6 protein-coding genes and 3 rRNA genes are annotated in these 12,860 nt (G+C 47.3%); 1 reads left to right on the top strand and 8 read right to left on the bottom strand.

Annotated elements, in window-relative coordinates:
- Positions 1–152: 152 nt before the first annotated feature.
- The 8 genes from serS to MKX75_RS00410 form a co-directional block, all read right to left on the bottom strand.
- On the bottom strand, positions 153–1,436 hold the full coding sequence (serS, locus tag MKX75_RS00445; RefSeq protein ID WP_339167963.1) for a serine--tRNA ligase: 1,284 nt from the start codon (positions 1,434–1,436) through the stop codon (positions 153–155).
- A 278-nt stretch (positions 1,437–1,714) separates the two neighbouring features.
- On the bottom strand, positions 1,715–2,305 hold the full coding sequence (gene pdxT, locus MKX75_RS00440; RefSeq protein ID WP_062838149.1) for a pyridoxal 5'-phosphate synthase glutaminase subunit PdxT: 591 nt from the start codon (positions 2,303–2,305) through the stop codon (positions 1,715–1,717).
- 218 nt (positions 2,306–2,523) lie between these two features.
- Positions 2,524–3,912, bottom strand: a complete 1,389-nt coding sequence (locus MKX75_RS00435; RefSeq protein ID WP_339167961.1) for a D-alanyl-D-alanine carboxypeptidase family protein — start codon at positions 3,910–3,912, stop codon at positions 2,524–2,526.
- A 416-nt stretch (positions 3,913–4,328) separates the two neighbouring features.
- Positions 4,329–5,786, bottom strand: a complete 1,458-nt coding sequence (gene guaB, locus MKX75_RS00430) for an IMP dehydrogenase (protein ID WP_062838151.1) — start codon at positions 5,784–5,786, stop codon at positions 4,329–4,331.
- Positions 5,787–6,187: 401 nt separating this feature from the next.
- Positions 6,188–6,304 (bottom strand): 5S ribosomal RNA (gene rrf / locus MKX75_RS00425).
- Between the two features lie 78 nt (positions 6,305–6,382).
- Positions 6,383–9,308 (bottom strand): 23S ribosomal RNA (locus MKX75_RS00420).
- A gap of 308 nt (positions 9,309–9,616) precedes the next feature.
- Positions 9,617–11,169: ribosomal RNA gene (locus MKX75_RS00415) — 16S ribosomal RNA — on the bottom strand.
- The 16S, 23S and 5S rRNA genes sit together here, the layout of an rRNA operon.
- Before the next feature lie 440 nt (positions 11,170–11,609).
- A complete protein-coding gene (locus MKX75_RS00410; RefSeq protein WP_339167958.1) occupies positions 11,610–12,161 on the bottom strand; it encodes a hypothetical protein in 552 nt (183 codons plus the stop codon).
- Positions 12,162–12,249: 88 nt separating this feature from the next.
- Between MKX75_RS00410 and MKX75_RS00405 the strand changes: the two genes are divergently transcribed.
- Entirely contained in the window at positions 12,250–12,840 is a 591-nt protein-coding gene (locus MKX75_RS00405) for a TetR/AcrR family transcriptional regulator (RefSeq protein WP_339167955.1), read from the top strand.
- Positions 12,841–12,860 lie beyond the last annotated feature (20 nt).

Below are 12,860 nucleotides of genomic sequence, written 5' to 3'. Positions count from 1 at the left end.
ACATCTCGATAATATAATGCAACCTTTTTATATTAAAATTATGATCCCGTATCAGACAACTGCCCCCGTTATACAAAACAATCCAATCCGTCATTCCAAAATGACGGATTGGATTTGTATTCCCTTGATGAGGATGGTTAGCTAACTGTTACTTAAGAGCGACGTGCAATCACACCTGTACCGCCCATATAAGGACGCAATGCTTCAGGAATGACAACCGTACCATCTTCCTGTTGATAGTTCTCCAGAATAGCGGCTACCGTCCGTCCAACGGCCAATCCTGACCCGTTCAATGTATGAACAAATTCCGGTTTGGCTTTTGCATCTCTACGGAAGCGGATATTGGCACGACGTGCCTGGAAGTCCTCACAGTTAGAGCAGGAAGAAATCTCTCGATAGGTATTGCTCTCAGGCAACCATACTTCAATATCATACGTTTTAGCTGAAGTGAAGCCCATATCTGCCGTGCACAATGTCAGGACGCGATACGGCAAGCCCAATAATTGAAGCACACGCTCCGCATTTTGAGTCATTTGCTCCAGCTCTTCATATGAAGTTTCCGGAGTAGAGAGCTTGAGAAGCTCTACTTTGTTAAACTGATGCTGACGAATCAATCCACGTGTATCCCGTCCAGCCGAACCGGCTTCAGAGCGGAAACAAGAGCTGTATGCCACAAAATGCTTAGGCAATTGATCCACATTCAGAATCTCTTCTCGATGGTAGTTCGTTACCGGAACTTCAGCAGTAGGAATCAGATAATATTCAGTATCTTTCAACTTGAACAGATCTTCTTCAAACTTAGGCAATTGACCGGTTCCAAACAAGCTATCCCGATTAACGATGTATGGAGGCAGAATCTCTTCATATCCATGTTGATCGCTGTGCAGATCCATCATGAAGTTAATCAATGCACGTTCCAGACGTGCACCCAGACCTTTATAAAAGGTAAAACGGGAACCTGTTACTTTGGCAGCCGCTTCGAAATCAAGGATATCGAGATCCTGTGCAATTTCCCAGTGTGCTTTTGGTGCAAAAGTAAAGGACTTAGGCTCTTCCCAACGACGAATCTCAACATTGTCCTCTTCAGAAGCTCCAACGGGTACGCTCTCGTTAGGAATGTTCGGGATCGCCATGGTGAGATCATTGATCTTCACTTCCAATTCACGAACTTCTTCGTCCATAGCTTTGATCCGATCAGAGACTTCACGCATCTCCACAATCAGATCATCAGCATTCTCACGATTCTTCTTCAGTCTAGCAACTTCTGCGGAGACCGTATTTCGACGGCTCTTCAGTGTTTCACTCTCTTGAAGCAGTTCCCGACGCTTGGTATCCATCTCGGTGAATCCAGCAACAAGATCCAGCGATTTGCCTCGTTTAGTTAATGCTTCTTCTACACGTGCATACTCATTCCGCAATATTTTCACATCAAGCACGATATAACCCTCCTAAATAACCTCACAAAGTGAAGCCTTATGTTTATGTTAAATCCATTCTCAAAACTCTAATGTATATACCTTACTATATACTTATCGGATCCTGTAACCTAAAAAACAACCTATGCCCCGGTGTCATCCTCCGCTGCGATTCCCGCTATGAAGCAGATACAGGCAACATCAGGCATCCGTTCAGATGCAACTGCCAACCTGCGGCCCTACAAGGCTTCTGGGGGAGTGATCCGATGACCGGGAGATCATAGGTTGTACATCATGCATTATTTAGAGTCTACCGTGTGTTTATAGGATCTGGCCATGTCTACAAAATAAGTATGCAGACGATAGTCATCCGTCAACTCCGGATGGTAGGAGCAAGCCAGCAAATGCCCCTGACGAGCAGTAACAATCTCATCCTTGTATGTGGAGAGAACCTCCACCTGGTCTCCGACACTTTCGATCAAGGGCGCTCGGATAAATACAGCCCTTACCGTTTCCTCAATGCCTTTGACTGGCAAGTCTGTCTCAAAGCTTTCTCTCTGCCGTCCAAATGCATTTCGGGATACAGTCATATCCATTAACTCCAAATGAGCTTCTTCTTGCCCTGTAATATGTTTAGCCATAACGATCAAACCTGCACAGGTACCAAATACCGGTTTGCCCTCAGCTGCGAACGCTCGAATCGCATCCATAAACCCATACTTGCGCATCAGTTTACCGATTGTCGTGCTTTCGCCGCCAGGCAGGATAAGACCATCCAAGTCCTGCAATTGCTGAACCTGTTTGATAGCCACACCTTCTGCTCCAGCACGTTCAATGCTTCGAATATGCTCTGTGACAGCTCCTTGAAGTGCTAAAACACCGATCTTCATATGATCATTCTCCTTCTCCTGACCAGCCACGATCTTGCATATGGTTAACGAACATTGGACTTTTTCGCTTCATCATACGTGAATTCTAACTTGATATTTTACCGGAAAAATTGTAAATATACAATCCATCCGGTCGGAATAACTTGTATTTTGTCAATGATTTGATCACATAAACATCAAAATCATGATCATACTCTTTTCATGAAGTTTGCTAAGGGTTAGAACAGGTTTTTGATTCCGTCAAAGAGATCCACGAAGAAATCCTTTACAGCACGGAAGAACAGACGGAACCATCCGCCTTTATCTGCCTCTTCCGCAGTAATCAAGTTCACTGTTTTTTCCTGAGGCTCAATTCCCTCTGCTTTATACGTGTACGTCACCGTACCAACCTTTGTACCTGCCTTAATTGGTGCTACCAGCTGGTCAGCCTCAGTTACATTGGCTTTGAACGTCACATCCAGGTTTTGAGTACCTTTGGGAACAACGAAACTTACCGCATTATCTGTCACAACAGGAACGGTCGTTTCTTTACCTTTTTTCAAAGGTACAGCTTCCCAGCCCGTCACTTTGGTCTTGCCTGCGACAGCCTGTTTTACTTCAAAGTTGTTAAATCCAAAGTCCAGTACCTTTTTGGTTTCTCTGAAACGTGCAGATTCCGAATCTGTGCCCATAACAACACTGATGAGACGCATACCGTTACGTTCCGCTGTACCTGTAAAGTTATTACCTGCGTTCGTGGTATGGCCTGTTTTCATTCCGTCCAGACCTTCATAGGCATAGCTTTTGAAGTTGGTTATATTTTTATTCGCTTCCAGCATCCAGTTGTAGTTGATAATTGGCGCTTTATCATTAGGACGGAACTTGTAGGACTGAATCGTTGTAAATTCTTTGTAGTCCGGGTGATCCATAATGATATAACGGCACAGAATTGCAGCATCCAGTGCGGACATCACTGTTTCCTTGTCTTCAGCTGGACGGAAGTCAGCAGGCATATCTGCCCGATCCAGACCGGAAGAGTTAATGAAGAACGTATCTTTCATACCCATACGCTTCGCTTCATCATTCATCATTTTCACAAAAGCTTCTTCCGAACCTGCAACATACTCAGCCAAAGCTACCGTAGCATCATTGGCAGAGCCAACAGCCATAGCAATATAGAGATCCTTGACTGTGTGTTGGTCCCCTTCCGCCAAGAAGATACGTGAGCCGACACTTTGTGCAGCATTCTTTTTAACAGTTACAATATCGTCCCAGCCGAATTTACCTTGTTTGACCTGTTCAGCGACAATGTACTCTGTCATCATCTTGGTCATACTGGCAGGCGGCATCGCTTTATCCGCATCGACATTTAGCAGAATCTGTCCCGTTGAGGCTTCCATAAGGACGGCTGATCTAACCTCAAGCCCAAGCGAGTCTACCCCAGGCACCTGTACAGCTTTCTCCGTCTTCGTTGTTGTTGCCGCAGCAGTCAGAACCTGACCAGAGGTGTCCGCAGCAGCCAAGACCGGCATTACTGCAGACATGCAAAGCATGTTAATTAGCATTACCGAGGCTACGCTCTTTTTGAGCATTTGGCGTTTCTTTTTATTCATGTGTTTGGCTTTCAATGATGAATACTCCCTTCGATCCAAAGCATTGTTAAATGCTTCAGTGCAGCTTGAGCTGCAATTTTCTTGTTCCCTAACCTGTGCAATGATGTATGAGTTGTGTGATATATGCGCTATATCGAACGAGCAATATTATTGCTCCTAAAGTTCGTTATCGATTGTCACTTAGTCCGCATTTTGCGAATGCTTATGTAAAAGGACGTCCGCGCTTCTGTTTAGCTGCCAGCCTTTACTGGCATTCCATTTGCTTTTTCAAAACCATATTCATAGATTCACGTCAAATAGCCGCGGCAACGCCTTAATCCAACCCTGGATCGTCACCGCTTGTTCTATTCTATCACAGGGGTATCTGCAAAAAAAGACAGACCCGGTGAAAATCACCGAGCCTGTCCTGGAAATGATTAACTCTCTTCGTATTACAACGAGTAGTTAGGTGCTTCTTTTGTAATCTGTACATCATGCGGATGACTTTCGCGCAATCCCGCACCTGTAATTCGGATAAAGCCTGTATCGTTACGAAGTTGCTCCAAGTTACTTGTACCACAGTATCCCATACCCGAACGCAGACCACCAATCAGTTGGTGGATCGTATCAGACAATGGTCCTTTGTAAGCGACACGACCTTCGATTCCTTCCGGAACCAGTTTCTTGTCATCATCTTGGAAGTAACGATCTTTACTACCTTGTTTCATTGCAGCCATTGAACCCATACCGCGGTATACTTTGTAGCTACGTCCTTGGAAGATTTCAGTTTCCCCCGGGCTTTCCGCTGTGCCGGCAAACAAACTTCCCAACATCACCGCGTGTGCGCCTGCAGCCAGTGCCTTCGTAATTTCACCAGAATATTTAATTCCGCCATCCGCTATAATCGGAACTCCATATTCGCGTGCCACTGTTGCACAATCGTAGACTGCAGTTACTTGCGGTACACCAATACCAGCGATAACACGTGTTGTACAGATCGAACCTGGACCAATACCTACTTTGACTACCGAAGCCCCTGCTTCGATCAGGTCACGAGTAGCTGCGCCAGTAGCGACGTTACCTGCAACGATGGTCAGACTAGGGAAACGTTCACGAAGCTGACGTACAGCTTCAATGATATTGATGTGGTGTCCGTGAGCCGAGTCTACCGTAATCAGGTCGACACCAGCTTGTACCAAAGCATCTGCACGTTCAAATGTATCTTTGGAAATACCAATCGCTGCACCAACCAACAAACGTCCTTGAGCGTCTTTGGCTGCATGAGGAAATTGAATGGCTTTCTCAATATCTTTAATCGTGATAAGACCTTTCAACGTGTTTGTCTCATCAACTAATGGAAGTTTTTCAATCTTGTGCTTCTGAAGGATACCTTCAGCTTCTTGTAGTGTAGTGCCTACAGGCGCAGTAACCAGATTTTCACGAGTCATGACTTCGCTAATTTTGATGCCGTAATCATGGATAAAACGCAAATCGCGATTGGTCAAAATACCAACCAGCTTCTGATCTCCTTCAATAATAGGTACACCGGAGATCCGATATTTCGCCATTACTGCTTCCGCATCAGATACCAGATGATCTGCCGTCAGTGAGAATGGATTCGTAATAACACCACTCTCCGAACGTTTAACACGATCTACTTCTTCTGCCTGTTGTTCAACTGACATATTTTTATGGATAATACCGATACCGCCTTCACGTGCAATGGCAATAGCCAACGTCGCTTCAGTTACCGTATCCATACCCGCACTAATCAAAGGAATGTTTAACTTTACACTATCGCTCAAACGAATAGATACATCTACTTCTTTAGGCAGTGTCTCGGATTTCCGTGGCACTAGCAATACATCATCAAAGGTGAGGCCTTCCTTACCAAATTTATCTTCCCACACGCAAGTGTTCCTCCTTATGTTTGCTCAGCTTTACGGTCCAAAACCCGAAGATTCCAGGCTGTATTTTACGCCGAAAATACGTTTTCTGAAAAATTTATTATTGCCATCTTAGCAAAGCGATATTTAGACTGTCAAGGAAAAGTACTTGGTTATATCAGGTGTGTTGTCTGATGAATACAACTGTTTTTCTCATGCGGACAAGTCTAATCATTATAACAAAAAAACGCCAACTCATATTAAGCGACGTTTATTTTTTATATACATAGAAACCAGGCTCTTCACGTACACGTTTGATGCAAATTAGCTATAAATCTGCTGATTCTAGGCTATTTATTGAACTTCAATTATCCTGTTATAAACAAATAAAAACCACCACCGAATAACATCGGCAGTGGTTAATTGCTTGGCGGCGTCCTACTCTCCCAGGACCCTGCGGTCCAAGTACCATCGGCGCTAGAGGGCTTAACGGTCGTGTTCGGGATGGGTACGTGTGGAACCCCTCCGCCATCGCCACCAAACGCGGTGCTTACATTTCAGAGTTGTTGTTCTCTGAAAACTAGATTCGAAACGAAACACGCGAATTACAACTTGCATATTTGGATAAGCCCTCGACCGATTAGTACTGGTCAGCTCCATGCATTGCTGCACTTCCACCCCCAGCCTATCTACCTCGTCGTCTTCAAGGGGTCTTACATACTGGGAAATCTCATCTTGAGGGGGGCTTCACGCTTAGATGCTTTCAGCGTTTATCCCGTCCGTACATAGCTACCCAGCGGTGCTCCTGGCGGAACAACTGGTACACCAGCGGTACGTCCATCCCGGTCCTCTCGTACTAAGGACAGCTCCTCTCAAATTTCCTACGCCCACGACAGATAGGGACCGAACTGTCTCACGACGTTCTGAACCCAGCTCGCGTACCGCTTTAATGGGCGAACAGCCCAACCCTTGGGACCTACTTCAGCCCCAGGATGCGATGAGCCGACATCGAGGTGCCAAACCTCCCCGTCGATGTGGACTCTTGGGGGAGATAAGCCTGTTATCCCCAGGGTAGCTTTTATCCGTTGAGCGATGGCCCTTCCATGCGGTACCACCGGATCACTAAGCCCGACTTTCGTCCCTGCTCGACTTGTAGGTCTCGCAGTCAAGCTCCCTTATGCCTTTGCACTCTTCGAATGATTTCCAACCATTCTGAGGGAACCTTTGGGCGCCTCCGTTACTCTTTAGGAGGCGACCGCCCCAGTCAAACTGCCCACCTGACACTGTCCCCGCACCGGATTACGGTACCAGGTTAGAACCTAGATACGATCAGGGTGGTATCCCAACGTTGCCTCCACGCAAGCTGGCGCTCACGTTTCAAAGGCTCCCACCTATCCTGTACAGATCGTACCCAAATTCAATATCAAGCTGCAGTAAAGCTCCATGGGGTCTTTCCGTCTTGTCGCGGGTAACCTGCATCTTCACAGGTATTAAAATTTCACCGGATCTCTCGTTGAGACAGCGCCCAAGTCGTTACGCCATTCGTGCGGGTCAGAATTTACCTGACAAGGAATTTCGCTACCTTAGGACCGTTATAGTTACGGCCGCCGTTTACTGGGGCTTCGGTTCACAGCTTCGGATTGCTCCTAACCACTCCCCTTAACCTTCCAGCACCGGGCAGGCGTCAGCCCGTATACTTCGCCTTACGGCTTCGCACAGACCTGTGTTTTTGCTAAACAGTCGCTTGGGCCTTTTCACTGCGGCCCCCTCGTGCTATTCACACTACCGGGGCACCCCTTCTCCCGAAGTTACGGGGTCATTTTGCCGAGTTCCTTAACGAGAGTTCTTCCGCGCGCCTTAGAATACTCTTCTCGCCTACCTGTGTCGGTTTGCGGTACGGGCACCATCACCTGGCTAGAGGCTTTTCTTGGCAGTGTGAGATCATGACCTTCGCTACTGTAATTTTCACTCCCCATCACAGCTCAGCCTTACAATGTGCGGATTTGCCTACACATCAGCCTTACTGCTTAGACGGACATCCATCAGTCCGCGTCACTACCCTACTGCGTCCCCCCATTGCTCATAACGGCTTACGGTGGTACAGGAATTTCGACCTGTTGTCCTTCGACTACGCCTTTCGGCCTCGCCTTAGGTCCCGACTTACCCTGAGCGGACGAGCCTTCCTCAGGAACCCTTAGGCTTTCGGCGGATCAGATTCTCACTGATCTTTTCGTTACTCATACCGGCATTCTCACTTGTATAATGTCCAGCGCTCCTTACGGTACACCTTCAACCCTTATACAACGCTCCCCTACCCCTGATGCAAAGCATCAAGCCATAGCTTCGGTGGTGTGTTTAGCCCCGTTACATTTTCGGCGCAGAGTCACTCGACCAGTGAGCTATTACGCACTCTTTCAATGGTGGCTGCTTCTAAGCCAACATCCTGGTTGTCTGTGCAACTCCACATCCTTTCCCACTTAACACACACTTGGGGACCTTAGCTGATGGTCTGGGCTGTTTCCCTTTTGACAATGGATCTTAGCACTCACTGTCTGACTCCCGGAAGTAAGTCTATGGCATTCGGAGTTTGACTGAGCTTGGTAACCCTTGCGGGCCCCGCACCCAATCAGTGCTCTACCTCCACGACTCTGTTTTCCGAGGCTAGCCCTAAAGCTATTTCGGGGAGAACCAGCTATCTCCGAGTTCGATTGGAATTTCTCCGCTACCCCCACCTCATCCCCGCATTTTTCAACATGCGTGGGTTCGGGCCTCCAGTGCGTGTTACCGCACCTTCACCCTGGACAGGGGTAGATCACCCGGTTTCGGGTCTACGTCCACGTACTAAGTCGCCCTATTCAGACTCGCTTTCGCTGCGGCTCCGGCTCTTCACCTTAACCTTGCACGGGAACGTAACTCGCCGGTTCATTCTACAAAAGGCACGCCATCACCCCTAAAACGGGCTCTGACTTTTTGTAAGCACACGGTTTCAGGTTCTATTTCACTCCCCTTCCGGGGTGCTTTTCACCTTTCCCTCACGGTACTGCTTCACTATCGGTCGCTAGGAAGTATTTAGCCTTGGCAGATGGTCCTGCCGGATTCATACGGGGTTTCACGTGCCCCGCACTACTCGGGATCCGTCTCGGAGGGAACAGACTTTCAACTACAGGGCTTTTACCTTCTTTGGCGGGCCTTTCCAGACCTCTTCGCTTAACCGGTTCCTTTGTAACTCCATGTGAGACGTCCCACAACCCCAAAGAGCAAGCTCTCTGGTTTGGGCTTCTCCGCGTTCGCTCGCCGCTACTGACGGAATCACTATTGTTTTCTCTTCCTCAGGGTACTTAGATGTTTCAGTTCCCCTGGTATGCCTCTACATAACCTATGTATTCAGTTATGAGTAACTGGAAATTACCCCAGCTGGGTTTCCCCATTCGGACACCCCCGGATCAAAGCTTGCTTACAGCTCCCCGAGGCAGTTTCGTTGTTCGCCACGTCCTTCATCGGCTCCTAGCGCCTAGGCATCCTCCGTGTGCTCTTAGTAGCTTAACCATTTTGTTCCGGTTTTGACTGCTCGCTTCCCTTGGTTTGCTTGCGCAAAGCCAAAAGTCGCTCCCATTCAATACCATCACAAAAGCAATTTAACTACCTTTATACACTTCACTTGTTTACACAAGATCAGCTTAAAGGAATGTTCTAATTCGCGTTTGTTTCGTTTCGATATCTAGTTTTCAAAGAACAAGCTCCATGCAAAAGCAAGCTGTTTGAGAGTTTGAGCTCTCAAAACTGAGCAACGAGTGAGTGTTTTGCAGCTAAGCTGCGTATTTGAATGTTTCCACTCGGGAAACGATTCTCCATAGAAAGGAGGTGATCCAGCCGCACCTTCCGATACGGCTACCTTGTTACGACTTCACCCCAATCATCTATCCCACCTTCGGCGGCTGGCTCCTTGCGGTTACCCCACCGACTTCGGGTGTTATAAACTCTCGTGGTGTGACGGGCGGTGTGTACAAGACCCGGGAACGTATTCACCGCGGCATGCTGATCCGCGATTACTAGCAATTCCGACTTCATGCAGGCGAGTTGCAGCCTGCAATCCGAACTGAGACCGGCTTTGTTGGGATTGGCTCCATCTCGCGATTTCGCAGCCCGTTGTACCGGCCATTGTAGTACGTGTGTAGCCCAGGTCATAAGGGGCATGATGATTTGACGTCATCCCCACCTTCCTCCGGTTTGTCACCGGCAGTCTATCTAGAGTGCCCACCCGAAGTGCTGGCAACTAAATATAAGGGTTGCGCTCGTTGCGGGACTTAACCCAACATCTCACGACACGAGCTGACGACAACCATGCACCACCTGTCTAGCATGTCCCGAAGGAAAGGACTATCTCTAGCCCGGTCATGCTGATGTCAAGACCTGGTAAGGTTCTTCGCGTTGCTTCGAATTAAACCACATACTCCACTGCTTGTGCGGGTCCCCGTCAATTCCTTTGAGTTTCAGTCTTGCGACCGTACTCCCCAGGCGGAGTGCTTAATGTGTTAACTTCGGCACCAAGGGTATCGAAACCCCTAACACCTAGCACTCATCGTTTACGGCGTGGACTACCAGGGTATCTAATCCTGTTTGCTCCCCACGCTTTCGCGCCTCAGCGTCAGTTACAGCCCAGAGAGTCGCCTTCGCCACTGGTGTTCCTCCACATATCTACGCATTTCACCGCTACACGTGGAATTCCACTCTCCTCTTCTGCACTCAAGTCACCCAGTTTCCAGTGCGATCCGGGGTTGAGCCCCGGGATTAAACACCAGACTTAAATGACCGCCTGCGCGCGCTTTACGCCCAATAATTCCGGACAACGCTTGCCCCCTACGTATTACCGCGGCTGCTGGCACGTAGTTAGCCGGGGCTTTCTTCTCAGGTACCGTCACCTTGAGAGCAGTTACTCTCCCAAGCGTTCTTCCCTGGCAACAGAGCTTTACGATCCGAAAACCTTCATCACTCACGCGGCATTGCTCCGTCAGGCTTTCGCCCATTGCGGAAGATTCCCTACTGCTGCCTCCCGTAGGAGTCTGGGCCGTGTCTCAGTCCCAGTGTGGCCGATCACCCTCTCAGGTCGGCTACGCATCGTCGCCTTGGTGAGCCGTTACCTCACCAACTAGCTAATGCGCCGCAGGCCCATCCCCAAGTGACAGATTGCTCCGTCTTTCCAGTTCTCTTCAGGCGAAGAAAACAACTATTCGGTATTAGCTACCGTTTCCGGTAGTTGTCCCAAACTTGAGGGCAGGTTGCCTACGTGTTACTCACCCGTCCGCCGCTAACCATCAGAGAAGCAAGCTTCTCATCAAGTCCGCTCGACTTGCATGTATTAGGCATGCCGCCAGCGTTCGTCCTGAGCCAGGATCAAACTCTCCAATAAAGTATTGAAAAGAGCGATAAGCTCATTTTGAATCTGACGAGATTAAAAATCTCATTTGTGCTCCAGCCGATCCAAGCCAAGGCTTGTTTCTAACTTTCGCGTTCATTCTGCAAGCAGAATGTTTACTCACTCGTTGTTCAGTTTTCAAAGATCAAACTTGTTTCGTTACCGAATGTCGTTCTCTTCAGCAACTTTTATATCTTATCACATCCGAACCAACTTTGCAAGCTCTTTTTTTAAGTTTCTTTCGAAGCTTATTTGTTTCGCTTGCCGCACCGTGTAAACCGTGTTTTCTTGGCCGGAATTAGAATATACCATGTACAGATTTTGATTGCAAGTCTTTTTTTGAATTTAAACTATTGATCTAGATGATACTACTTGGACGTACATGTAGTATTCTCCCAATTTAGAATGTTTGTATGCACGTCCATTTGTTTTTTTTATTGTTTAATATTTCGGACCGGAACCTTTCGGGGCCATAAACTATAGCTAAAGCTTATCAGAAAATCGATACCGAGTATGGTTCCCCACATCTTAATTAAATTATAGAAGACGGCTGTCCGTTCAGCATCACCAATCCACCATATCATGGCGAATAGAAATGCGCTGCCTATAGCCCAAGCCAAAAGATGTCTAAACCATCCACTACGCTCACGACTTGCATGTTCTTTGCCATATAACTTGCTACTACGAGGGTTCTCTCCGCCTTTGAACCAATATAGGAAGTATCGATCTGCCCAAGCAATCATCTGATGACCATAAGCAATACTTACCCCTATATACACCGCGGCAATACCATGAATCACGCCCGCTGTAGCTCCGCGCTGAAGATCCATCACTGTAGCTACCAGCAATAAGAGATCCACAATAGGTGTTGCCATCAACAAACCGATGCCTAATCTTTTCATACCAAGAAGATACCTGACACTCAAACCCGCAAACACAAACATCCAGAAGGCAATCTCACACCCTATAATGAAATAACCAATCATTTATCGTCCCCTCCTTTTATAATACATTTGTATTAAATACAATTTAGCACATTTGTATTATAATAATCAACAGTGATATAATCTTCCTATGCCTAAAATTGTTGATCATGATAAACAACGTGTGCTCGTGGCCGAAGCAGCTTGGCGTATTATACGAAGAGATGGTATGGAACAGGCCTCTGTTCGGAATATCGCTGAAGAAGCAGGAATTTCGGTCGGTTCGATGCGTCACTACTTTTCTACACAGTCGGAACTATTACTATATGCTATGAATCTGGTATCCGAACGGGTATCCCATCGAGTCCAACAAATGTCCTTCACCGGCTCTCCCATGGACAATATGAAATGCCTATTGTTCGAATTCTTACCAAACACGGAAGAAAAACTGGCCGAAATGGAGGTATGGTACGCTTTTACAGCCAGATCCAAAACAGATTCTACGCTCAAGGAACTTGCCGATACAGTGTATGATGAACTCAAACAAGCTGTAGGCTCTGTTATCACTTACCTGATTAAGGTTGATCTCTCCAGACCTGATCTGGACAAAGAACTGGAGATCGAGAGATTGTATGCACTGGTAGATGGCTTGGGTATACATACCGTGCTTAGACCCGATCAGATGAATGCCAAGCTCATGGACGATGTTCTCACGTTGCATCTTGCTTCCTTATGTCGTTAAACAAAAAAAACCGCAGTACA

The organism is Paenibacillus sp. FSL R5-0341, assembly GCF_037975235.1.
In the GTDB taxonomy this organism is placed as follows: domain Bacteria; phylum Bacillota; class Bacilli; order Paenibacillales; family Paenibacillaceae; genus Paenibacillus; species Paenibacillus amylolyticus_A.
The sequence above is the reverse complement of the archived record's forward strand: the minus strand, read 5'-3'. Positions and strand labels throughout refer to the sequence as shown.

Bases quoted from the DNA above. Each gene is read 5' to 3' on its own strand.
- pdxT (WP_062838149.1), bottom strand. From the start codon at position 2,305: ATGAAGATCGGTGTTTTAGCACTTCAAGGAGCTGTCACAGAGCATATT.
- MKX75_RS00410 (WP_339167958.1), bottom strand. From the start codon at position 12,161: ATGATTGGTTATTTCATTATAGGGTGTGAGATTGCCTTCTGGATGTTT.
- MKX75_RS00405 (WP_339167955.1), top strand. From the start codon at position 12,250: ATGCCTAAAATTGTTGATCATGATAAACAACGTGTGCTCGTGGCCGAA.